Source organism: Flavobacterium sp. FG68 (genome assembly GCF_057808895.1).
This window is the reverse complement of record NZ_JBMDIY010000014.1, coordinates 39,415-62,507: the sequence shown is the minus strand read 5'-3', so window position 1 is coordinate 62,507 and position 23,093 is coordinate 39,415. Positions and strand designations below refer to the sequence as shown.

The following is a 23,093-nucleotide window of genomic DNA, read 5'->3' as shown; positions in this document are numbered from 1 at the left end:
TGTATATACTAATTTCGCTCTAAATTTGCCCATTCTAAATTTGGTACAAAAATTTAGTTTTAAACAAACGAATATGTGGACTACTTGCCCTGAATGCCAAGGTCGCGGTAAAAAAAGTCGAAGGCTTAGCAAAAAAGTACGGCTTAATTACCAAATGGCATTCGAAGAATTTGAAAAAACACAAGGCAATGGAACTCCTCCTGTTCGTCCTAAGGCTAACTTATACAAATGCCTTAACTGCAACGGATCTGGATTAATTGAATCTAACTTTTTTCCCAAGCCAGATACAGAAAACTTCCCTCACGTTGCTATTATTGGTGCCGGAATTGGCGGAACTGCGCTTGCTGTGGCTTGTTTGCACCGAGGAATTCCTTTTACTATTTATGAGCGCGATGACAACTTCTCTGCCCGTTCTCAGGGTTACGGACTTACTTTACAGCAAGCTAGTAAAGCGATCGAAGGTTTAGGTATTTTTTCCTTAAAAGACGGCGTAGTTTCTACACGACATTTGGTTCATACTCCCGAAGGAAAAGTGGTTGGCGAATGGGGAATTAGAAAATGGCTGCAGACTGATGCTAAAGTAGCTGCAAAACGTTCTAATGTGCATATCGCAAGACAATCGCTTCGCTTAGAACTTCTCGAACAGCTTGGCGGAGATGATGTTGTACAATGGGGACATCAATTAGTTGATTTTAAAGAATGTGAGGATGAAAGTCTCGACATAAATTTTCTGGTAAATGGTGAAATAAAAAGCACAAAAGCTGATCTTATTGTGGGTGCCGATGGTATTCGCAGTTCGGTACGAAAGCTTTTAATTAGCGATGATATTACACCTTTACGTTATTTGGATTGTATTGTAATATTAGGCATTTGCCCTTTAAGCGCGCTTGAAGGAATTGATAGTTCTTTACTGGATTCTGCAACTGTATTTCAAACCGCAAATGGCAATGAACGAATTTATATCATGCCTTATACTTCAGATTCTGTGATGTGGCAATTGAGTTTTCCAATGTCTGAAGATGAAGCAAAATCTTTAAGTGCTTTAGGGCCTTCAGCTTTAAAAGAAGAAGCTTGCCGAAGAACACAATGGCACAATCCAATTCCGCAGATTTTAGAGGCAACTTTAGCCACTCAGATTTCGGGTTATCCTGTTTATGATCGTCAATTACTTGATTCTGAATTATTAGATAAAGGAGGCTCGTCAACATTAATTGGAGATGCTGCGCACCCAATGAGTCCGTTTAAAGGACAAGGCGCCAATCAAGCGTTACTGGATGCATTGTCGCTCGCAAGAGCAATTGCAAAAGGATGTAAACCTTTATCGCAATGGAGAAAATCCGGAATCAGGAAAAGTGTATTAACAGAGTTTGAAACTGAAATGTTAGAACGCAGCGCAGCCAAAGTAAGAGATTCTGCTGATGCTGCTCAGTTTTTGCATTCTGATATTGTGCTTCATGAAGGTGATGAACCGAGAGGACGATGTTTGAAGAAAAAAGAAGCCTGACAAACTAACTGCAAATTATAACTTGCTGTATCATAATTAAATCCTACATTTTTTTGTTATATTTGAGAGTCTTTTTCTGTTAATTCAGTCGTTTCATTATTTCTAAAAAACAGCTAATCGTATGGATACAGGTATTCTCTATCAAACTGAAGCGTGGGTAATTGCGCTATTGCTTTTTGTATTAATGCTTATTTCAAGTTTTATTGGGAAAGTAGCCGGAAATCATATTCGGAAGAAAAACCCTGAAGAAGAAAAAACGACAGAAACATCTTCACTTATTGCCTTGCTTTTTTTCTTACTAGCGTTTACATTTAGCATGAGCAGCGATCGTTACGATTCCCGAAGAAAAATTGTGGTTGAAGAATCCAATATTATTGGTACTGCTATACTGAGAAGTGATTTATATCCGGATTCAACACGTGCATTGTTTCGAAAAGATTTTAAGGATTATGTCGAAACAAGAATTTCATACTACAAAGTAGGTCCCGACACAAAAGGAATTTTAAAAGCTGATAGTTTATCACAGGTTATTTCTGCGAAATTATGGAAACGTGCGACCACTCTTTCAAAAGATCCGGCTAATCTTGCTGCGACACAGCAAATGATTCCAGCACTTAATGACTTAATTGATGTTACTACTTCCCGCCTATCCGGAGAAAAAGCAAAAGTTCCCGAAAGCATTTTAGTTATGCTGTTTTTTCTTTCTATGATAATTGCGTTTTATTCTGGATATTCTGAAGGGCTTAAAGGCAAAATTGACTGGTTAGTTCAAATTGGTTTTTGTCTTTTGGTTTCGCTAGTAATTTTATTTACACTCGATTTAGACAGACCACGCAGAGGTTTTGTAAATCTTGATGTTCCAAATCAAACTATAATTGATTTGAGGAAAAATTTTGAGTAATTATTCTAACAATTATCATCATTTTTTTGTCTTTTTCTGGTTACTTGGCAAGATAATTTTATATATCTTGCCATGAAAGTATGCGTGTGCTTATCGACGCCTTTAGTTTAATTATGACCGGATATACATTGAAATGAATACGAATACAATTACTGCATCAAACCTACAAACCAAACAACATTTTGAAATTCTTGACGGACTAAGAGGCATTGCTGCGATTGCGGTTGTGATTTTTCATTTTATGGAATGGGTTTTTACTGATCCTACTCAAAATTTTATCGGACATGGATTTTTAGCGGTTGACTTTTTCTTCTGTCTTTCCGGATTTGTAATCGGTTATGCTTATGATGATCGTATAGCAAAAATGGGACTTCGTAAGTTTTTTATTTCGAGAATTATTAGGCTTCATCCACTTGTAATTATAGGTTCTGTGTTAGGTTTACTGGCGTTTTTGTTTGATCCTTTTGGCGGTCATCCAGAATTGTATAGTACGGGTAAAATTGTTCTAACTTTTATTTGTTCTTTATTTCTTATTCCGCTGCCTGTAATTGCTGATCGTGGTTTTAATTTGTTCAGCTTTAATGCTCCGGCCTGGTCGCTCTTTTGGGAATATATTGCCAATATTGTATATGCTTTTGTACTGTGTCGTATTAATCGATTTTACCTTCAAATTCTAACAATTCTGGCTGCTTTGGCTATTTGTTATGTAGCTTATAATTCAGATAATTTACTGGGAGGCTGGAGCGGTCCGACATTTTGGGACGGCTGTGCCCGAATTTCTTATTCTTTTTTAGCGGGTTTGCTTATTTATCGCTGCAACTGGGTTATTAAAAACAAACTTGGATTTATTAGTCTGACTATATTATTACTTATGGCTTTTTTAATGCCGTCTTCAGAATGGAACTGGCTTTCTGAACCTTTGATTGTTTTATTTTATTTTCCTTTGTTAATTGCTTTGGGAGCCGGCGCAGAACTGACGCCAAACCTGAAAAAGATCTGCGTATTTTCCGGAAAGATTTCTTATCCGTTGTACATGACGCATTATGCCGCCTTGTGGATGTTTGGTAATTATTATACTTCTCATAAACCAGATACTTTACAGCTAACTATTATTACTATTTCCGGAACAATTTTGCTGGTTGCATTTGCTTATTTGGGAATGGTATTTTATGATATTCCGCTTCGAAAATATTTGACTGAGAAATGGAATGGGAAAGCGGTTAAATAAGTTATTTAAAATATTAAAACTCAAATCAAATACTCAAATATGTATAAAAATACGCTGATTTTTTTCTTATCTGTTTTACTTTTTTATGCCTGCAATAAAGTTGAAAAAAAGCCAATCAAAAAAACTGCAATTGTAAGCGATACTTTATCCAAAAAAGATACTTTAACCGTTGCACACCCGCCGGCAGAAGTATATTTTGATCCTGTTAATACTGTAATCAAAGAAGAATTTAAAGACTCTTTGTCTGCAAAATTCTCAGATTTGTCAACTGATGATAAATTTATTATTACTGTTCCAAAGGGAAATATAAATGAGACAACATCAGTATTTCAAATTTTTAACAGCATTGGTGAATTGATATATGAAAAATCTTTTAAAACAAGATACATAGCAAATGGTTATCATTTGATATATATTAAAAATGATGAAGAAATGGAAAAGTACATTTTAACTGAAGCTAAAGAAATGGTTGATCCAAATTCTTTTACTGATATATCTGACAAAAATGAAATAGAAAAGGATGATGTTCTCGGTCAGTCAAAAGATGAGTTTATGAACTATGATGCCTTTATAGAATGTCAAAATGATAAAAGGCCTTTGTTCTCCATTTCACTTGCAGAAGAAGATATGACTTATATTGGATATTCTAAAAGACTGAAAAAAGCAGTTGATATTATAGGCTGTTGTTAATCATCTTTATAAAAACATTTCGAAATCTATTTAAAAATATCCAATGCAAAAAACAACTTTTATACTCTTTATAATTTCATTTTCCCTGTTCCTTTCTTGTCAGGAAAAAAAGAAAAAACACAAGAATATCCCGTTAAAAGAAATAGCAGAAGATAACTCAAAATTAGAATTAGAAATAAAAGAGGATAGCATTTATCCTGTTTATGATCTGGCAGATAATACTACAGCCATTGTTATTACCATGTTTGAATCTGACACCATATCCAAATACGAAGAAATTTACAGACGAATAAATGAAACAGATTCATTAGAAGCTGGTTTTTATGATCCTAAAGCTGTAAAAAATAAAAAACTTGAATTTTATGATACTTTAGGAATTGTCAAACTTATTAAAAGTAAAAACTTAGAAAAGGAGATTAAAAAAATCATCGAACCTAAATATTATGTTTACGGAACTAAAGGTTTTGCAGAAATGAAGGTTGATGAAGTAATCTGTAGAATTGATGATTGCAGAGAAAATTTCATTGGCCTGACCATCAAGAATTTTGATACTGCTAAAAACGGCAAACCACTTTTATGTTCTAAAAAACCATTAAACCTAAATTACGGAAAAGGCTATTTTCCCATTCAAAGAAAAATTCAAAAAATGGATGACAGCATCGTTTACAGATATAGTGATGAAGACAGCACCAAAGTAAAAGTGTTTGCTAATATTGGTCCTGCCTATTTTGTTTATAATGATGATTTTTTGTGGGGAAAAACTTCCGCTAAATCGAAAACCAAATTTCCCGAAAGAAGAATCCTTATTCATCAAAAAAACGATAAATTTAAAACAATTTATGTTGAAGGATTAGATTTGCATGGTTATCGCTGCGATTAAATCTAAATTTACGGCAGCGATACATATTGTTTGTATTCTATTTTATTATCGCTGTTTTTATAAAAAACATACGTGTCTTCACCTCCTTGATAAAACAGGTTTATTTTTAATGTATCCTGCTCAACCCATGTGTAGGTAACGTCTGCATCGGGAGCTTTCCATTCCTTATTTTTCTCTGGTAATTTTTTCAATAAATTCTTTTGCTCGTAATCTGGTGACTCTTTGTAAAATATTTCATAAGCACCGTCAAATGTGGTTTCGTTACATACACAGGTTTTATTTAAAGGATCATCATATCTCGACATACCGTTGTCGTTTTCTTTGCATTTGAAAAGAACTTCGGTAGGTTTTTCAGTCTCCTCAACCTCAATAATACTGTCAGTATCTTTATTCTTTTTTAAAAGATTTTCAGAATTGTCCTTATTATCGCTTTTTACATTTAAAGATTTATTCTCCTCATTTTGATGTTTGCAGCTTATTAACGTTAGTACAGTTATTAGCAGAAATAGTGTTTTTTTAATCATTTTTATTTTCAGTTTTATCTTCTAAAGTTACTTTTCCAAAATTTATTTTTTCCATCTCGTACATAAAAGGCATATGAGAACCTGCTACCCATTCTCCATTTCGAAAAATAAAAGATAAATGTCTTCTAATAGAACCTTCAGGAGCAAAAATTTGAAGATTATCTTTTTCATTAGGTTCATAATCGAAATCGAAACAATTTTTACTGTTAAGATCAACAAGCATTCTTTCATTTGTCAAATCTTCTGTTAAAGCTTTCTCAGGCATATACCCCATTCCATCCATTGTAGTTTTACTCCAGCCCAAACATTTTTCTAACGTCCAGGTAAAATCGACACGTCTTTTTTGTCTGTTTTTTCGGGAATTCTTGTGGTGAATAATAGTATCCATTCCATTGGGAACGCAGGTACAAAGTTTGATTTCTTTTCCGTTTTGACACATATATTTTGATATTAAAAATCGTTATTCCTCTGATATATTTTGCAATATTTCTCGTATTGTTTTTAATGCTTCTGTTGAAGTTTCACGAATGATAATTTTATTTTTTTTCTCTTTAATAAGTTCAGTAAATAAATTATCCTCGGTATTAATATCAACGATTGTTCCGCCATATTTCAATGTGGTTTCTGCAATTGCCATTGGCAGATTTGTTGCTCCAGAAGTGCCAACAATAAATAGAATTCCTGAGTTTTTAGCGATTTTTAAAGAGCTGAATTTTTTATTTGTTTTTTCATCATAATATTCATCAAACCATAAAATGTTTGGTCGCATCCAGCTGCCGCATTCTTTGCATTTCAATAATTCGATATCTTTTTCTGTCAGGTCTTCGTCTATGTCTTTGCCCTCAATTTCAGCTGGTAAATTTTCTATCTCTTTACATCCGTTAGAACATTTGATTTCTCTGGCTTTTCCGTGTATTTCATAGATTCTTTCCGTGCCGGCACGACGGTGTAAATTGTCTATATTTTGAGTTATTAAATGAAATCTGTCTTGCAAAAGGTTTTCAATTGCTACTATTTCATGGTGACTTTGATTTGTCTGGGCATTTTCAAACATCCTTTTTCTAAACAACGAATATTGCCAGACTTCTTCGGGATTTTCCTTGAAATATTTAAACGTTCCAAATTCTTCCGGTTTATGAAATTTAGTTCCTTTTATCCATATGCCATCTACTCCTCTGTATGTTGGTATACCGCTTTCTGCAGAAATTCCTGCACCTGTTAAAAATGTAAATAGATTTCTGTTCTTTTTATGATAAACCTGCCTTATAATTTCGGTAAGCTGTTCTTTCATTTTTTAATTCTCTAAGTAATTACTTTATCTTTTTAAATGTTTTATCCTCTAAACCTAAATCTGATTTGAGTATTAATTCCTTAGGATTTTTAATTTCAAAAATTAACTCTCTGAAAATATCAATTTCTGTTATCTCCCATTTTTTATTCCCTTTTTCCAAAGCTTCTTTAGTTGATTTAATTGGCGGCACAACGGGATTTTCTAAAATATCCGAAGCAGTTGCCTGAACATTTACTTGCAATGAATTCTCTCCAGCAGGTTCAACTTGTACATTTGCAACAAAAAAACCAGGTCCATATCCTTCCCTCGCTTGATCAAATAAATCTGTATTACCGTAAAATAATCCAATTAATGTTTTCTCAACAATTTCTCTTTTTTCATTTGTTTCTTCCCATGCATATCCTTCAAAATCAGCAATACTTTTAATATCTGCAGTTTTCAAAACTAAAAGAAGGTTTTCTTTTGGATTATCTGGATCTTTAAATTCATATTCTCCTATAAAGTCATTTAACTGATCATTAGTTACAGATTGAACTTTATCTTTAATTACTTTTGGAGTTATTTCTTTTGTTTCTTTTATTTCTTTCTTTGGCTCTTTACAGGCACATAATGAAAGAAACAGAAAGTAAATCATTATTCTAACTTTTATCATTCTTTATCCATTTTTATCCATTCATTAATAGTTCCTTCGCCACCAATTCCTTTTATAAAAAAATTATCGTCTTCTCTTTTTATTAAATAAGTAGGATCTAATTTTAAACAGCGATCATCTTCTCTATCATAATACAATTCTAAAATAGTACCATTCTGTATTCCTTTATACTCGCCTTCGCAAACAAAATCTCCTCTAAAAGCTTCATACTTTAAATCAATTTTCTTTTTTGTAATGGTAAAATAATAAGTCGTATGACCTTGTCCATCATTAGTATATTCTCCATCGGCTTCGGCTTTAAATTTACCTTGAAATTCTTCTGCAATTGGTTTAATATCTTTTAATTTATGAGATAATAATACCTCTGTAAAAAGCGAAATTCCTTGATTTTTAATATTGTTGTTCAAAAGTCTTTTTATCAAAACCCATTTGTTATTTTCATATACATAAAAATAATTATATGCATCGTCTTTGAGTTTAAAATCTCCTAAATCACAATCAAAACATTCTGTAATTGCTTCTATAGGTAAAAAATTAACAACAATGTAATAATCGTTTGATTCCCGGTTTAAAACTTCATTTGCCTTATCACTTACTAGTTTGTTGTTTTTATTATTACCCTTAAATAGAGCAAAAAAACCACTTGAGTTATCGGCATCCCAATAATCCCGAGTTAATCTTGATTTTCCGACATAGGTAACCGTAAATGACCCTAAATTTTCATCAAAAAAATAATAAGAAGGAAATGAAGGTGAACTGTCCTGGAATTCAAAACCATCAATTTTATATTTTTCATCCAAAAAATTGACAGGAGCTGTTGTATAATCTTTATATACCGTTGCAGAAATTTTAACCTCATCGTTTTTTTGAGTTTTTACAGCTCTTTTATTACGAACTTCTTTTGTTTCGTTTTTACAACTATTCAATAAAAATAAAAGAGCAAATAGCTTTATACAATACTTCATATTTAAAAATAAACTTTTTGAATTAATCACCTATTGAAGCAAACGCTGCAATTTCTTTTAAATCTATATAATACTCTCCTGCTATATCAGAACCTTCAAATTCTTCTATATAGATTTTTACAAAATATCTTTTTCTGCCCTCTTTTTTTACAATTTTAAACTCTCTCAAATAATTAAAAAGTATTGCATGATCATTGTAGACAACAGGCTCAAAATTATTTAAGCTATATAATTGAATATTTACATTTTTCTCTAAATTCAGTTCGCCTTGATCAATCAAAATTGCTTGTTTCTTGTAGTCGAAATTATCAGAAGATTTTACAAAATTATCATTGCCAATTTTTGCAAATAAAAGATCTGTATTAAATAAATTCATAGCATAATTAAACTCCTCAGTTTCATAGTACTCTGATAATTTGCTGGAATTTTTAGAAACTTCGTAGGTTGATTTCTTATTATAACATTCTAGATAAGATTTATTTTGCTCTGTAAAAAAAGTACCTATCAGAAAATTGTTTCTGTCAATTGTAACGTATGAATAAAAATTTGGCCCGCCAGCATTATAATCTTCTTGGGTCATTTCTATGTCATGACTTTTATACGTTTCATAACTAGGTTTATAATAGGATACCTCTTTTATAAATCGTATTTTATTGTCTTTTTCAAAATAATGAACTGTATCGTATTTCGTTGGAAAGTTAAAGGTTTTGGCTTCTTTTAATCCCATTAAACAATAGCAGTCTTTTGTAAAATAACTGTTATCATTTTCTTTTTTAGAAAGTAATTCTAATGCTGAAGAAGCTACATATAATTCTTGATTTTTATAGAGAATTTTCGAAACTCCTTTTATACTGTCAAAAGAAATAACTTCAATTTTTGCAGCATAATTTAAATGATCTGTTTTTTGAGATAAATCATTATTAGCAAATAAATCTGTTCCTTCAAAATTTGCAACAATTCCCAGAGAAGTTTTAATGTGTTTTGCCTCGCTTTCTTTTTTACACGAAATCACAGCAATTGAAACAAGAAACAGGCAGAGTATTTTTTTTATCACGTTTTGTTTTTCAGTAAATCTAGCAAATTTTATTTATCAATAAAAAGACATTTCATAGGATATTTTTTAATTCTGAAATAATTTTTATCTTGCCAATAACATAAAACCCGATAACTAAATTGAGCACCATTAAAACCAAACTAGCTATAATTCTTTTGTCTTCTATTATGCTGTATTCTTGCAAAAAAGAAGACAAAATTCCGAATCAAAAAGTAAATAAGGAAAACACACCACCAAAGATTAAAGAAGATAATGACGAAACAGTAAGAACGGTAACTTTATTCTCTTTTAACAATGAGGATAATACTGAAGTAATTAAAATATCTGGCAGCGATGCTGGCGATGAAGATGATTTTTATCTTGGCGGTGCAAAAAATATAATAATAGCTTCAACGTATAAAAAAAATCTTGAATTGAGTAAAAGTGACACTTTGGTAATTAGTGACTATAATCATATCGTAATCGATCCAAAACATACTTTAAGAAAAAAAATTCAAGGTGTAGATTATTTTCTATTTGCTATAAAAGAATCTCCTTTAGGCAACGGAGATCCCGAAATATACCTAAGTTTTATTATGCTAAATACGAATAGTCTAAAATTTTATGCATTAAAATATATAGGAGAATATAGTTTAAGATCCGGAGAATTTGTTGATGGCGAATTTACAAAAGATAAAACTCTGGAAGCTAACACTGCAATCTACAACGAATTATATCAATTTGGTGCTAAAAGTAAATGGATTTATAAGCCAACTGAGGAAGAAAAAGACATCAATTATTATAAGAATTTTGAACAAAAATGGGATGAAGACAATTATCCCGAAGGAAAAGAAAGTTCTTACCCAACTATTGTAAAAAGTACTTATTATAGTGAAAATTTATTTGAATTTAATGGAGAATATGATAAAGATCGAGTAATTGAAAATGACGATTTTAAGATTGTTTCTTATTTTCGAAACAACATTATAGGTTATGATAAAAACAAAAAATTATATTTCCCAATTGCTGTGGAATCTTGTCATGTAGGATGTGATAAGGAAATAAAATTTATATCTGAAAATGAGATTAAAATTTTACACGAAACGGATTCTGAACGACCTGATTTTATTAATTTAAGTAAAATTGAATTCGCAAACGAAGAGCTTTAATGTCATTTAAAATGCTGTTTATTAAATGAAATAGTACCATAAAAAAACATCTGACACTAAATTGCTTTAATGCCAGATGTTCGCGTACAAATCAACCTAATTAAAATCGTTATTTTACCAAATAGGAAACTTTATCTGCTTCGCAAAGCCTGAAATAACCAAAGGCATAATTATTAGCATCTGTAGTGTTTACAATATTTCCGCGGATATTTCCGGGAGGAATTGAAAACGGACTTCCGCCATATATTTCTAAAAGTAAGTTCATATAATTATAGAAGTTTTTAGAAATACCACGATTTGTAATATCAACCGTATTTCCTGCTTTCATATCTTCATGATTGAACCTGTTACTTATTTCATTTCCGTTAAAGAAATCATCATCTGTAAGGTCATATTCCGGATAAATCAGGAAACTGCTTTTAAAATCTGAAAGATAATAATTCACCTGATCGGCAGGGTCTTTATAATAAAAAGTCAGTTCTATAACATCCTCTCCTCCAAAATCAGGAACAACTGCCTGCTCTACTCTATCAATTGGCGTTACAGATGTCAGCTTTTCAGTAGCGGTAAGACTCTGACCTTCTGCTTGTACGTAAAGCGTATAATCTGCATTTAAAACAGGAACAAAATTGGTACACTTATAAACACCCGGTTCTGTTTCATTAAAAGTAAAAACAGTTCCGGTACTGTTTTCAACTCTTACCTGCGCTCCCGAAACTTTTGGTGTTGTGTTATTATAATACGGAGCTGTTTTACTGATTTTTATAGTTTGTTCATTACCAGCTGTTCCTTTAAACCATAAAATCTCAGCATCGACTACTATTCTTGTCTGTCCGGTTTCTAAATCAAGATTGACTACATCTTCACAAGATGATAAAAACAGCACACAAAACAAGCTGAATAAAACTAGTGCTTTACTTTTAAAATTATATTTATTAATCCTTTGCATACTCATTAAAATTTAAAATTATAAGAAATTCCAGGTACCACTCCAAAAATTGAAAGTCTTCTGGTTTCATTCGCTCCCGTGTCTTCATTTGTTGCAAACGTCATAGAAGCTGCATTTTTTCTGTTGTAAACATTATAAAGACTAAATACCCAATAGCTTTGCCATCCTTTCTTTTTATCCGGCTTTGGCGTGTAAGTCGCGGCCAAATCTAAATGGTGGAAAAGCGGCAGTCTGTTTTCATTTCGAAGTGAAAAGTTTGGTATATTGATTCCACCAAATTCATAATAACCATTTGCATATGTTACCGGCTGACCAGACTGCAAAGTGAAATTAGCATTAAATGACCATTTTGGATTGTATTCATAACTTCCTACAATGTTCAAATTATGCAGTTTATCATATCCAGATAAATACCAGTCACCATTTGCAATTCCAGGTTCATCAGGAGTTCTTCCCGGTGTTTTTTGTTCTGCTCTTGATAAAGTGTAGGAAACCCATCCTGTAAAATTTCCTGTATTTTTTCTAAATGATAATTCCATACCATACGATCTGGCTTTACCATTTAAGATAACCTGCTCAATATTGTTATTGGCCAATATATCGGCACCATCAATGTAATCAATACGGTTTTGTATCTTTTTATAAAATAATTCTCCTTCAAAAGAATAATCGCCGTCTTTAAAATTCCTGAAATATCCGGCCGCATATTGATCCAGTAATTGCGGTTTTGTAAACGGTCCGCTTGGTGTCCAGACACTTGTAGGCAATGGCGATTGTGTATTAGATAAAATATGAATGTACTGCGCCATTCTGTTATAACTTGCTTTTACAGAAGCATCATCACTAAAAGCATATGATAACGCCACACGTGGTTCAAGGTTATCAAAACTGCTTATTTTATCTCCTTTTCCGTATGATATAGATCCTGTTGGAGTGCCTTCCTCATAAATATGATACAACGGATTAAATACTACTGCTTTTCCATCTGCATAAGTATTAATAGTTTCATCACCTAAACGATAAAACAAACTGTAACGAAGTCCGTAACGAAGGTTTAATTTTGGCGTAATTTGATTTTCAAAATCCACATAAGCAGATGTTTCTAGTGAATATTTCTTATCCAGCTGTTTGTAATTAAAGTCCGAATCTAAACTTGTAGGCTGTACGGTACCCGGATTAAAATTATAATACTGACCGTCGATTCCGTAGTTTAATTTAAACTTATCCGTTACAATATGATTAAAACCATATTTAAGTCCGTACGTTCGAATGTTATTCTTCCAGTCAAAATCTTCCTGCTGTAAGCCAAGATTAAATTTATAATCGCTGTAAAAAACAGCTAAATTAGTATTCAGGTTTTCAGAAAATTTATGTTTCCAGCTTAAAATTCCCATTGTGTTTCCGTAAGTACTGGAAAAACGATCGTTTATATCAAAAACATCATTTCCAAAATATCCGGAAAAAGCAAGTGTATTATTAGCGCCCAATCTATAATTGAACTTCGCATTGATATCATAAAACATAGCCGAATTATTATTATCTGCCAGTTTTAAAAATAAATGTGCATAAGAGGCACGACCTGCAATAAGAAACGAACCCACATCTTTTTGTATTGGTCCCTGCACTAAAAGTCGGCTTGAGATTAAACCAATTCCTCCGTTGACTTTGTAATTTTCAAAATCTCCAGTTTGCTGCGTTACGTCAAGAACAGAAGATACACGTCCGCCAAATTTAGACGGAATTCCACCTTTATATAAATCTAATCCGTTTACAACATCAGCATTAAAAATAGAGAAAAATCCAAACATGTGTGAATCACCGTATACCGGCGCACCATCCAGCAGAATTAAATTTTGATCGGCAGCACCACCACGAACGTTAAAACCAGAAGAAGCTTCTCCAGCATTTGTAACTCCGGGTAATGTTAACAATGATTTCAAAGGATCAGGTTCTCCCATTGCAACAGGAATACGTTTAATTTCTGCCATCGAAAGTTTGTTGACACTCATTTGAGTATTCCTTACATCAACAGCTTTACTATTGGTTACAATTACCTGCTCTAGCTGCTGACTGTCAGATTCCATGTTGAATTTTATTCTTTCATCACCATCAACTGCAATCTGTCTTTCTTTGTTTTTCAAGCCTACATAACTTACAACAAGATTGTAAATACCTTTGTCCACATCTATGCTAAAGGTTCCATTAATATCTGTTGTAACACCCGTAGAAAGTTCTATGATGAAAACATTCGCTCCTATTACGGGTTCCTTGTTTTCATCAAGAACCTGTCCTGTCAGTTTATTTTTTTTTTTAGCCGTTTTTACAGCTTTTTGTTTTACAAAAATATTACTGCCTACAATCGAAAATTGAATCGATGTGTTTTTATTTAATTCATTAATAAGCTGTTTGATATCGATATTAGTATACACGTTTTTTTGCGTAAAATATCTTTGGCTGGTATTAATTTGATCTGTAAAGGCAAATTTAAAATCAGATTGATTTTCAATTTGTTTAAAGAATTCCTTTAATGTTACCGTTTGATCTACAGTTACCGTGACGTTTTGGGAAAAAACTCCCCAACTGAATAAAAAAAAGCACGCTGAAATTATATGCTTCATGAAATTTTGTATTTTTGAATTATTAAATGGAATAGTTTTATACTATCCTGACTATAGGAAGGATGTTTTTAGTTTCGCGGCTAGTGCATCCTTTTCTTTTCTATTGAAAAGTAACTTGTTTTAATTTTTCATTTACTTCATAGTTTAGGTTATACATTTCTGATATTAATTGGATAATCGTATTTAAATCTTCTTTTTTATTGATGCGTACCGTAATTCGCTGGTTCTCGTATTCCTGCGGCATAATTACTTTATATCCGTAATTTGATTCGATATAAGTGCTTACATCTGTTAGCTTTTGATTGTCAAAATCTATAAATCTGTTGAATTCTGTAACAGATGTAGTTTGGTTTCCGTATGTGAATTTTTCGCCCGGTTTTAGTATCCATTTTTCATTGCGGTCTTTTACATTCATCTGAACACTTCCTTCATAAAGTTCAACCGTTACTCCTTTTTGAGTGTATCCTTTTACTGTAAAAGAAGTTCCTAAAACTGTAGTGGTTGTTTCGTTACAAAATACCTGAAAAGGATGTTTTTTATCCTTTTTTACTTTAAAATAAACTTCTCCCGAAACTTCAAGTTTTCTATTTGATGCAAAATTACTGGCATACGAAATTTTAGAATTCGGACTCAATTCTACTCTTGAACTATCTGGTAAAACAGCCGTTTTTATTATCGAAGTTGTATTTTCAATTACATTTTCGGTAAGTTGAATTTCATTGTTTACAGGATTACTGCCATTAAAGTAAAGTCCGGTTCCTATAAGAACAAAAATCAAAACAGCCGCCGCTGCCGCAAAATAACGCCAAGAATTATTCTTCTTCTTTTTTGGAGAAAATGCCTTTGCCTGGAATTGTTCCCAAGACATTTCTTTTTCATTATCAGAATGTGAAACAGGGATTTCGTCCCATATTTTTTTCAATTCCTCTTCTATTTTCTTTTCGTCCATGTCTTTATTGCGTTAAAGTTTTTGACAATAAAATCCTTGTTTATTAAAAACACCATACACCATTTCTTTAATCTCTCTGTTCGTTTCGATTTTTAGAATATGATTACTATCATCTACCACAAAATCCATTGAACAGTCAGAAATAATAAAACGAAGAAGCACTACAATAAAGCTTGCATCTTCCTTGGTTTTAACATCAGTTTTATAAGATTCAATATGCATTTTTGTTTCTGTTTATTAGTATAACAAACGAGAACAAAAAAGTTCCTAATCGTTTTCGATTTTTTTTCGAATAAATTTACTGGCTAGGTAAATATGATTGGCAATTGTTTTTTCAGAAAGGTCTGTTATTGCCGCAATCTCCTTATAGCTAAGGTTTTGCAGTTTATGTAAAGTAAATATTTTTTGCTGCTGCTCCGGAAGTAAATTTATAAAAGCATACAGTTTTTCTTTTCTTTCTTCAAAAATAACATCATCATAGTCTTCATTTTCGATTTCAAAATTTGAAGTATCGAGCTGAATTATTTTATTTTCCCTGTTAACATGATTGATGATAATATTTTTGCAGATAACAAAGAGCTGTTTATCAAACAAAACATCTTCATTAAGTAATTCTCTTTTATTATAAAGTCTTAAAAAAGTTTCCTGTACAAAATCCTGCGGAGTAAGAACCGTAAAATTAAAACGTCTGGCAATACCAATAAGTTTATCGTAGTAATTTAGGTAAGCTTCTTTAAAAGAAGCCTCATTACCTTTTTTTAAACTTAATATAAACTTTTTATTGTCCATAACGTAAATATGATCCTTAGTCTTAACTCCATGTTCAAAATAATATTGTACACGAATTTTTTCTGCAAAGACTGTATTCCTTATTTTATTACTGCAAAGAACAGAAATTTATTCTAAAATTATTTAACAGAAAAAATATAGTTTTAAACAAGAGGTTATGAAAATCAATATTAACTGTTAAATTATGATAGCAGATACAAGCCGGAGAACTCTACAGACTTGATTTATATCCCTATATTTGTTCATTAACGATCAATTAAGTCGTTATTTATTAAATACTTATGAAACAAATTTATGCTTTTATTCTGCTTTTTATTTCGTTTCATTGTATTTCTCAAACAACATCTTCTACTGCAGATTATGATTTAAAGAAAAAACGATTATTGATCCAGTTTGGTTCAATGTTTTTGTATGCTAAAAATCAAGGAAAAATTGACGAAGACAGTTCCGTTGTATTAACCTGCAAAGCTTACAAATTACCCGTTTATTTAAGTTATGATGAAGGTTATGATGTTAAGGCCAATTTAATTGGCAATGAGCTTATCGAAAAAGGAAATATAAACGCCTACAAAAAACTTTTATCCGAATCAAAAAATGATACTCAAATTAAAATGCTTTTGCAGCTTGGTTCTTTCTATCTTTTTAAAACCGGAACAAAAGCAAATGATCTTCAAAATGCTTTTACTTCTATAAATGAAGCTTTAAAAGAAAGTAATAAACTAAACGATAAAAAATTACAGCAGCAGAGTTTGTTATTACTTGGAAAATATTACGCTCAGTCATCCCGTTTTGCAGAAAGCAAAAATTGTTTCATTAAAGTTGTAAAGGAATGCCGAAAGCAAAATGATTTAAAATCACTTGCAGATGCTTTAGCGAGTGAAGCTTTAAACCTTCCAAATTCAGATCCTGAAAAAGAAATCATTTTAAATGAAGCTATACAACTTTATACGCAGTTAAATCTGGAAGAAAAGAAAATTGAAAACCATATGAGACTGATAACCGTTCATTACGGGAAAGGAAATATCAAACTTGCCTTAAAAGAATTTTATCAAAGTTTATACGACCAAAGAAAAATAGGTTTTAAGCATACTCATTTTACCGAAGCAACCATTTCTTATATAGAACTCTTTCTTTACAATACAAAAAGTGCTTTGTATTATGCTCTAAAAAGTATAAAAACAATGGAAACTATTCAGGATTATAACTTTGCAGACATTTTTTACCTGCGTTTCGGAAACGTTTATTTAGCGCTTGGTCATTATGAAGAAGCTCTTGATATTTATAAAAAAAGTGTCGAAATGGGTCATCAAAATATGAACAGCGGCGGTTTTTACAGAAGTTATGTCAGTCTGGTTTTAGCCATGTCATCTAAAGGAAAAAATCAGGAAGCTATTAATTATTTAAATTCCATAACGACAGATTATCCGCCAGTTGATCTTTTTGATAAGATGATTGTGAATAGTACGAAAGCTAATTGTTATGAGCGAATAAATAATTTTACTTTAGCAGAAAAGTATTTTAAGGAAATGGACCGCTATGCCAGTCAATTAGCTGGTCCCGAAACATTAATGGATGTTTTAAATGCTTATTCCTCAATGGCTTCTTTTTATGCCCGCAGACATCAGGTTGAAAAAGCAAAATTGTATACAGATAAAATTTTAGCGCTGTCAAAAAAATATAAAAGAAATTATAATTCTGAAAATCTCGAAATCTCGCTTTATATAATTGATTCTGCAAAAGGAAATTATCAATCTGCTTTAAACCATTATAAGAATTATAAAAAGATAAATGACTCTATCGTTAATTTTTCAAAAAACAAACAAATCGAAGAACTCATTATTCAATACCAAACCAAAAATAAAGAACAGGAAATAAAGCTTTTAAGTAAACAATCCACATTACAAAAAAGTGAGCTAAAAAAATCAAAGCTTTTAAATACATTATCGATTTGGAGTCTTATTTTACTTTTGATTGTTATTGGTTTATTGTTTAACAGATACCGACTGAAACAACGAAATAATATTAAACTTGAACTGAAAGAAAAAGAAATAAACCAAAAAAATAAAAATCTAAGGCATTTGCTTGATGAAAAAGAATGGCTTTTAAAAGAAATTCATCATCGGGTAAAAAACAATCTGCAAACTGTTATTAGCCTGCTCAATTCACAATCGGCTTACTTAGATAATGATATGGCATTATCGGCAATAAAAAACAGCCAGCACAGAATTCATTCGATGTCTTTAATTCATCAAAAATTATATAATTCTGAAAATATTTCGACGATTAATATGCCAAATTACATTAAAGAATTAGCCGAATATTTAAAGGAATCTTTCAATTTGGGACAAAGAATTCGGTTTGAAATAAAAGCAGATCCGCTGGAATTAGATGTCGCACAGGCCGTTCCGCTTGGGCTTATTTTAAATGAAGCTATAACAAATTCGATAAAATATGCGTTCCCAAATTATGCTGTGGGAATGATTTATATTTCGGTAGAAAAAACAACCGGAAATTATTATTTGCTTACTATCGCTGATAACGGAATTGGTTTTGATGCTGCCATTTCTTCAAAAAGAAAAAACTCGTTTGGAATGAGTTTGATAAAGGGTTTAAGTTATGATTTAGACGCCAAACTTTTAATAGAAAATCAAAATGGAACTACTATAAAAATTGAATTTTTGTCTGAATTTTTAATTGATAAAAAATAAAACCGGATTGAAATATTTTGTTACAATATGGTTCGTAAACCGGATTTCAATCCGGTTATTTTAGATTTGTAACGCCGGATTTCAATCCGGCATTACAAATCATCCTGTTCATTTTAATTACATTTTTTTTTAACCTAAAAATTCAGCTGCATTGTGATTCCGGCGAAAAAAATATCTTTCCCTGTTCCCGAAGCTTTTATATAATCTCCCGCATTAAACCACGTCGATTCAAAACGAAAATAAAGATATGGATTTGGCTGCCAAATCACCTCAGTTTCAAGCTGGTTTCCAATTTTCTTGCTTGTCGTTGTGTCTCCCGGATAAATCAAAAAAGTATTTGGCCCATAAATTCCGTCATTGCTGCTGTATCTCCAAAACATATCATAATCGATAACCCAATCAATATTTTTACTCAGCTCTAAACTTATTCCGGGATGAAAATCCAGAAGATTTGACGGTCCAATTATAGAGGTTAAACCGAAATATCCACCACGCGGAAACAGCGGATTAAAGGTCTGTAATTGATTATCTCCCATTTGTTTATCACCACTTATTGCTTCGGCTTTAAAACTCAGTTCAGGATGAAATTTTATTTCATTAAAACGATATCCCAAATTGATCGAAGCTGTCCACGCGCTGATATCTTTTGAAGCAAAATCACCAAACTGATACAAAGCTTCTCCATCGTAACGCCAGTTTTCGGTTTTTCCCCAAATTCGGGTTCCTACAGAATGTCGTTCTTCTTTTCCTGCTCCGTCATTAAATGTGGCTTTTGTTCTTTCATATCCAAAATAATAAACATCAATATTTTTGATAACGGGAACTTTATTAATTACAAAATAACTGCCCCAAAACTGCCTTTCGGGAGTAGAATTATCATCAAAAATTCCGTCATGCGCCACAACAAAATGACTGTAGAAAAAATCAGCCGAAACATTATCTTTTGAAGTTAACAATTTTACAGCATCAAAAGACTGGCGGTTATTTGGTCCGTCCCGCATAGCAACCAAACGCTGTGATCCATACGTGAGTTCCTGCCTTCCCGCTCTTAAAATAAGCTTGTGATTTTTTTCGTTTATGAAATTAAAATCGGCGAAAGCCTGATGCACTTCAAGCGGATTTTGATCAACCGGACTTGGGTCAATTCTACTGTCGGCTAAACTACTTTGCGTCTGTACAAAAGCCCTGAAAAAATTTCCGGCATGAAAATCTGCATGAAACAAATAGCGTGATAAAACATAACCATCGCTGTCTTGCGGACCGTCTCCCCAATTTTCATTTTCGGCATAGAAATATTGATATCTAATACTTCCTCCAAAACTTATATAAGATTCTTTGGATGCTGAAAGCGGCAGAAACTTCATTGTTTTATACCAATTATCAGTTGTTGTATCGCTTTTTAGGAAACTATAATTTTCATCATATCGGAGCGATTTAAAATCAGGATACTGTTGTCCAAAACAGGACAATGAAATCAACAAAATCACTATTAAAATTGTATTTTTCATTGTCCTTATTTTTAAACATTTAGAAATCTTAAACAACATTATTTTGTGCTGTTTTGTTTGATATCTTTATACGCATTCGGAATATTGAAATTAAAATGAAGCCAGTTAAAAAGTTCATAACCTTTATCAAACTCTTTCATTTTAACAGCGGTTTTAGTTTCTTCTAAAGTCAGGTCTTTTTTAACCGCATTTTCAACATTTGTTTTTAATGCTTCAACATAATCAATCGTGTATTTTATTCCGGCTTTATTTGTAATTCGACCGTGTCCCGGAACTACAATATCTTTGTCGCCAATCATGTTGTAAATCTTGTTCAGGTTGTTTACGGGTTCCAGAAAATAACCGTCAAACAACCACGGAATTGTCGGACTTTCGGCAATAAAAGGATTTCCTGCCCAAAGCACATTTCCCGTCGGTGATTTTAAATACACAAAAAGATCTGCAGGTGACTGTGCCGTTCCCACGTTTATAATCTCAACAACGTTTCCTTTTCCCATATCAATCTTTAGGTTTTGATTGATGGCGATTGTAATATCTGCCGGACGATAAACACTTTCTTCAATTCCTCTTCCTTTACCAAAAAGCATAATCATAAATTGTTTGATATTCTCGTAATTTTTAGAAAGGTTTTCTTTGCAGAATTCGTTCTGAATGATAATGGTTTCTTTTGGAAGCAGATAATTTCCAAAACAATGATCGCCATGATCGCTGGTATTTACGGCATAAACAATAGGTTTATCAGTAACGGATCTTATAAGTTTATACAACTGATCGTACAATCTTTTGCTCAGCAAAGTTTCAATTACCAAAACTCCTTTTTCACCCACAATAAAACCTGCCGATGTTGCCTGTGCAATACCTTTTGTTGTTTCAGCTTCAACCGTTTCCGGCGCTACTGAATAAACATTTTCGGCAATTTTATGAAGTTTTAAAGTTACCGTATTCGCGTCCCAGATAGGAACATGATCCGGCATAGGAAATTGTGCGTAAGCTGCTGTATTACTTAAAATAAGCAATATTAGAATTGCAAATCTTAAAATGATTTTTTTAGTTTTCATTATCGATGGTTTATAGAAAATAGCTTAGAATCTTCAATTATTGAGTTGAAGTTATTTTGCAGTAAAAAAGGCTAAAAGATCTTTTTGAACCTGCGCGGTATTTTCCTGAACCAGCCAGTGTCCTGAACCTGCAATTTTAGATTCGGTTACGTTTTCTGCCACCAGTTTAGAATGGTCTTTTAAAAATGCTGCTGCAAAATATTCACCGCCCATTGCCAGTAAAGGCATTTTTAGTTTTGTTTTGGCAAAAACCAAATTGTCTTTTCCGTCCTGAGGGAAATTTCCAAACCATTTAAAACTTGATTTTGCACCATCTTTTACAGCATAAGCCCTAACAAATTCTGCAGTTTCTTCTGGAGTAAAAGGATCTTTTACGTGTCCAACCATTGGCCAGAAATTAGTCAAAAACTCTTTTTCTTTTCCTTTAACAATATCTCCCGAAGCCGGCCATGCAAAGAATCCAAACCACCATGCAGAAGCCGAAACCTGTGACCAAACTGGTTCAATTCCCGGAAGTAAAGCATCCATTAAGGCCAGTTTTTTCACTTCAGAACCGTATTGCGCCGCATAAGCATACGCTACCATAAGTCCAATATCGTGACCTGCCAGATTAATATTATTATAACCTAGTTTTTTTACTAATTCATGAATATCGGTAGCCATTGTTTTTTTGTCGTAACCGCCTTCTGGTTTGTCAGACTCGCCTACTCCTCTTAAATCTGGCGCGATTACGGTAAAATGTTTCGAAAGTTCCGGTAAAAGACGGTTCCACATATACCAGTTTTGTCCAAAACCGTGAACAAGTACAAGCGGCTCCCCTTTTCCGCCTATAACGTAGTGAATGTTGACACCATTTACTAAAGCAGTTTGGTGTTTAAAATTAGCCGGTGGATTGGCGGGTTTTACCGCAGCGGTATCTTCTGCTACTGTAGTTTCTTCGGCTGCTTTTGCCGGTTCTTCTTTTTTATTACAAGAGGTTAGAGAAAATAAACTGATGATTAAAAGGCCTGTAAACATTTTTAAAGACCCAAAATTTTGGTTAAAAATTGGTTTCATAATTTTTTAAAAATTAATTGTTGGTAATTTTTTTAGATTTTCGATTATCGAATACCAACCGGGAAACCAAAATGATGCCTTTATACGAAAAGCTATATTCTAAAGACTTTACAAATATTGCTAAATGCAATTAATAACCATATATCGCTATCAGAGGTAAAAGTGGCGATATAAAACTAAATTAGATTTTTGATTTTAGATTTTTGAATGTAGATTTTTGATTTAGCTTTGCTTTAAATAGTTTTAAAAACTTAAGAAGCATAAAAAAAACCGCTTTTCAGCGGTTTTAATTTTAATCTTATAAAGATTTGTCTGCTTTTATAAAAGTGATTTATTTTTTAGGAGCATTTGCATCACTTGGCTGTGGATCACTTGGTTCGTTTCCTTCGTTAGCTCGTGTTGTGCCTTTTGTTCCAGTATTTAATGATGTACTGTCTCCGGCTTTTATAGCATCTGAATCTGTATTTACTGCAGTTCCCGAAGAAGAACTCGTTTTACAGGAAACTGACAGCGCTATTAAAGCAATACATACCAGTAGTTTGGAGTTTAATATCGTTTTCATAATTAATTTTTTTTAAGTTTATAATAAAGCTTATCAAATTTAATTATTAGGTATTTTAT

The 23,093-nt window shown here is 32.3% G+C and carries 22 protein-coding genes; 7 read left to right on the top strand and 15 right to left on the bottom strand.

What is annotated here, in order from left to right; translation table 11 throughout:
- Positions 1-73: 73 nt before the first annotated feature.
- From ACODSB_RS10825 to ACODSB_RS10805, 5 genes are all read left to right on the top strand, one after another.
- Positions 74-1,504 (top strand): FAD-dependent oxidoreductase, encoded by a 1,431-nt coding sequence (locus tag ACODSB_RS10825; RefSeq protein ID WP_488937045.1) that lies wholly within the window; start codon positions 74-76, stop codon positions 1,502-1,504.
- A 121-nt stretch (positions 1,505-1,625) separates the two neighbouring features.
- Positions 1,626-2,405: a bestrophin-like domain gene (locus ACODSB_RS10820; RefSeq protein ID WP_488937044.1), complete on the top strand. Its 780-nt coding sequence runs from the start codon at positions 1,626-1,628 to the stop codon at positions 2,403-2,405.
- Between the two features lie 133 nt (positions 2,406-2,538).
- Complete coding sequence (locus tag ACODSB_RS10815; protein ID WP_488937043.1) at positions 2,539-3,633, top strand: acyltransferase family protein; 1,095 nt, start codon at positions 2,539-2,541, stop codon at positions 3,631-3,633.
- Positions 3,634-3,672: 39 nt separating this feature from the next.
- Positions 3,673-4,323: a hypothetical protein gene (locus ACODSB_RS10810; RefSeq protein ID WP_488937042.1), complete on the top strand. Its 651-nt coding sequence runs from the start codon at positions 3,673-3,675 to the stop codon at positions 4,321-4,323.
- A 43-nt stretch (positions 4,324-4,366) separates the two neighbouring features.
- Positions 4,367-5,203 carry a hypothetical protein gene (locus ACODSB_RS10805; protein WP_488937041.1) on the top strand — a complete coding sequence of 279 codons (837 nt, stop codon included), beginning with the start codon at positions 4,367-4,369 and terminating at the stop codon, positions 5,201-5,203.
- 8 nt (positions 5,204-5,211) lie between these two features.
- On the opposite strand, the gene ACODSB_RS10800 is transcribed toward ACODSB_RS10805, so the two are convergent.
- The 6 genes from ACODSB_RS10800 to ACODSB_RS10775 are packed head-to-tail and all read right to left on the bottom strand — an operon-like array spanning position 5,212 to position 9,689.
- On the bottom strand, positions 5,212-5,727 hold the full coding sequence (locus ACODSB_RS10800; RefSeq protein WP_488937040.1) for a hypothetical protein: 516 nt from the start codon (positions 5,725-5,727) through the stop codon (positions 5,212-5,214).
- Positions 5,720-6,166, bottom strand: a complete 447-nt coding sequence (locus tag ACODSB_RS10795) for a hypothetical protein (protein ID WP_488937039.1) — start codon at positions 6,164-6,166, stop codon at positions 5,720-5,722. The genes ACODSB_RS10800 and ACODSB_RS10795 overlap by 8 nt, the downstream gene beginning before the upstream one ends.
- 21 nt (positions 6,167-6,187) lie before the next feature.
- Positions 6,188-7,018: an SIR2 family NAD-dependent protein deacylase gene (locus ACODSB_RS10790; RefSeq protein WP_488937038.1), complete on the bottom strand. Its 831-nt coding sequence runs from the start codon at positions 7,016-7,018 to the stop codon at positions 6,188-6,190.
- A gap of 19 nt (positions 7,019-7,037) precedes the next feature.
- Positions 7,038-7,670: a hypothetical protein gene (locus ACODSB_RS10785; RefSeq protein WP_488937037.1), complete on the bottom strand. Its 633-nt coding sequence runs from the start codon at positions 7,668-7,670 to the stop codon at positions 7,038-7,040.
- Positions 7,667-8,635: a hypothetical protein gene (locus ACODSB_RS10780; RefSeq protein WP_488937036.1), complete on the bottom strand. Its 969-nt coding sequence runs from the start codon at positions 8,633-8,635 to the stop codon at positions 7,667-7,669. The genes ACODSB_RS10785 and ACODSB_RS10780 overlap by 4 nt, the downstream gene beginning before the upstream one ends.
- 22 nt (positions 8,636-8,657) lie before the next feature.
- Positions 8,658-9,689 carry a hypothetical protein gene (locus ACODSB_RS10775; RefSeq protein ID WP_488937035.1) on the bottom strand — a complete coding sequence of 344 codons (1,032 nt, stop codon included), beginning with the start codon at positions 9,687-9,689 and terminating at the stop codon, positions 8,658-8,660.
- A 119-nt stretch (positions 9,690-9,808) separates the two neighbouring features.
- Here ACODSB_RS10775 and ACODSB_RS10770 point away from each other — a divergent pair, with 119 nt between their 5' ends.
- Complete coding sequence (locus tag ACODSB_RS10770; protein WP_488937034.1) at positions 9,809-10,837, top strand: hypothetical protein; 1,029 nt, start codon at positions 9,809-9,811, stop codon at positions 10,835-10,837.
- Between the two features lie 109 nt (positions 10,838-10,946).
- Here the strand turns inward: ACODSB_RS10770 and ACODSB_RS10765 are convergent, their stop codons facing one another.
- The 5 genes from ACODSB_RS10765 to ACODSB_RS10745 all read right to left on the bottom strand — a co-directional run bounded on the left by ACODSB_RS10765 (position 10,947) and on the right by ACODSB_RS10745 (position 16,142).
- Complete coding sequence (locus tag ACODSB_RS10765) at positions 10,947-11,786, bottom strand: DUF4249 domain-containing protein (RefSeq protein WP_180857862.1); 840 nt, start codon at positions 11,784-11,786, stop codon at positions 10,947-10,949.
- A gap of 5 nt (positions 11,787-11,791) precedes the next feature.
- Entirely contained in the window at positions 11,792-14,404 is a 2,613-nt protein-coding gene (locus tag ACODSB_RS10760; RefSeq protein ID WP_488937033.1) for a TonB-dependent receptor, read from the bottom strand.
- 100 nt (positions 14,405-14,504) lie between these two features.
- Positions 14,505-15,353: a FecR family protein gene (locus tag ACODSB_RS10755; RefSeq protein WP_488937032.1), complete on the bottom strand. Its 849-nt coding sequence runs from the start codon at positions 15,351-15,353 to the stop codon at positions 14,505-14,507.
- 12 nt (positions 15,354-15,365) lie between these two features.
- Positions 15,366-15,575 (bottom strand): hypothetical protein, encoded by a 210-nt coding sequence (locus tag ACODSB_RS10750; RefSeq protein WP_053470363.1) that lies wholly within the window; start codon positions 15,573-15,575, stop codon positions 15,366-15,368.
- Between the two features lie 45 nt (positions 15,576-15,620).
- On the bottom strand, positions 15,621-16,142 hold the full coding sequence (locus ACODSB_RS10745) for an RNA polymerase sigma factor (RefSeq protein WP_488937031.1): 522 nt from the start codon (positions 16,140-16,142) through the stop codon (positions 15,621-15,623).
- A gap of 281 nt (positions 16,143-16,423) precedes the next feature.
- On the opposite strand from ACODSB_RS10745, the gene ACODSB_RS10740 reads away from it, so the two are divergent.
- Entirely contained in the window at positions 16,424-18,850 is a 2,427-nt protein-coding gene (locus tag ACODSB_RS10740) for a tetratricopeptide repeat-containing sensor histidine kinase (protein ID WP_488937030.1), read from the top strand.
- 134 nt (positions 18,851-18,984) lie between these two features.
- Here ACODSB_RS10740 and ACODSB_RS10735 read toward each other — a convergent pair whose 3' ends face one another.
- From ACODSB_RS10735 to ACODSB_RS10720, 4 genes are all read right to left on the bottom strand, one after another.
- A complete protein-coding gene (locus ACODSB_RS10735; RefSeq protein ID WP_488937029.1) occupies positions 18,985-20,358 on the bottom strand; it encodes an alginate export family protein in 1,374 nt (457 codons plus the stop codon).
- A 38-nt stretch (positions 20,359-20,396) separates the two neighbouring features.
- Positions 20,397-21,416, bottom strand: coding sequence for an MBL fold metallo-hydrolase (locus ACODSB_RS10730; RefSeq protein WP_488937028.1), 1,020 nt, complete (start codon positions 21,414-21,416; stop codon positions 20,397-20,399).
- Positions 21,417-21,467: 51 nt separating this feature from the next.
- Entirely contained in the window at positions 21,468-22,472 is a 1,005-nt protein-coding gene (locus tag ACODSB_RS10725) for an alpha/beta fold hydrolase (protein ID WP_488937027.1), read from the bottom strand.
- A 331-nt stretch (positions 22,473-22,803) separates the two neighbouring features.
- Positions 22,804-23,034 carry a hypothetical protein gene (locus ACODSB_RS10720; RefSeq protein WP_488937026.1) on the bottom strand — a complete coding sequence of 77 codons (231 nt, stop codon included), beginning with the start codon at positions 23,032-23,034 and terminating at the stop codon, positions 22,804-22,806.
- Between the last annotated feature and the right edge of the window lie 59 nt (positions 23,035-23,093).

Bases quoted from the DNA above. Each gene is read 5' to 3' on its own strand.
- ACODSB_RS10825 (WP_488937045.1), top strand. From the start codon at position 74: ATGTGGACTACTTGCCCTGAATGCCAAGGTCGCGGTAAAAAAAGTCGA.
- ACODSB_RS10820 (WP_488937044.1), top strand. From the start codon at position 1,626: ATGGATACAGGTATTCTCTATCAAACTGAAGCGTGGGTAATTGCGCTA.
- ACODSB_RS10815 (WP_488937043.1), top strand. From the start codon at position 2,539: ATGAATACGAATACAATTACTGCATCAAACCTACAAACCAAACAACAT.
- ACODSB_RS10810 (WP_488937042.1), top strand. From the start codon at position 3,673: ATGTATAAAAATACGCTGATTTTTTTCTTATCTGTTTTACTTTTTTAT.
- ACODSB_RS10805 (WP_488937041.1), top strand. From the start codon at position 4,367: ATGCAAAAAACAACTTTTATACTCTTTATAATTTCATTTTCCCTGTTC.
- ACODSB_RS10800 (WP_488937040.1), bottom strand. From the start codon at position 5,727: ATGATTAAAAAAACACTATTTCTGCTAATAACTGTACTAACGTTAATA.
- ACODSB_RS10795 (WP_488937039.1), bottom strand. From the start codon at position 6,166: ATGTGTCAAAACGGAAAAGAAATCAAACTTTGTACCTGCGTTCCCAAT.
- ACODSB_RS10790 (WP_488937038.1), bottom strand. From the start codon at position 7,018: ATGAAAGAACAGCTTACCGAAATTATAAGGCAGGTTTATCATAAAAAG.
- ACODSB_RS10785 (WP_488937037.1), bottom strand. From the start codon at position 7,670: ATGATAAAAGTTAGAATAATGATTTACTTTCTGTTTCTTTCATTATGT.
- ACODSB_RS10780 (WP_488937036.1), bottom strand. From the start codon at position 8,635: ATGAAGTATTGTATAAAGCTATTTGCTCTTTTATTTTTATTGAATAGT.
- ACODSB_RS10765 (WP_180857862.1), bottom strand. From the start codon at position 11,786: ATGCAAAGGATTAATAAATATAATTTTAAAAGTAAAGCACTAGTTTTA.
- ACODSB_RS10760 (WP_488937033.1), bottom strand. From the start codon at position 14,404: ATGAAGCATATAATTTCAGCGTGCTTTTTTTTATTCAGTTGGGGAGTT.
- ACODSB_RS10755 (WP_488937032.1), bottom strand. From the start codon at position 15,353: ATGGACGAAAAGAAAATAGAAGAGGAATTGAAAAAAATATGGGACGAA.
- ACODSB_RS10750 (WP_053470363.1), bottom strand. From the start codon at position 15,575: ATGCATATTGAATCTTATAAAACTGATGTTAAAACCAAGGAAGATGCA.
- ACODSB_RS10745 (WP_488937031.1), bottom strand. From the start codon at position 16,142: ATGGACAATAAAAAGTTTATATTAAGTTTAAAAAAAGGTAATGAGGCT.
- ACODSB_RS10740 (WP_488937030.1), top strand. From the start codon at position 16,424: ATGAAACAAATTTATGCTTTTATTCTGCTTTTTATTTCGTTTCATTGT.
- ACODSB_RS10735 (WP_488937029.1), bottom strand. From the start codon at position 20,358: ATGAAAAATACAATTTTAATAGTGATTTTGTTGATTTCATTGTCCTGT.
- ACODSB_RS10730 (WP_488937028.1), bottom strand. From the start codon at position 21,416: ATGAAAACTAAAAAAATCATTTTAAGATTTGCAATTCTAATATTGCTT.
- ACODSB_RS10725 (WP_488937027.1), bottom strand. From the start codon at position 22,472: ATGAAACCAATTTTTAACCAAAATTTTGGGTCTTTAAAAATGTTTACA.
- ACODSB_RS10720 (WP_488937026.1), bottom strand. From the start codon at position 23,034: ATGAAAACGATATTAAACTCCAAACTACTGGTATGTATTGCTTTAATA.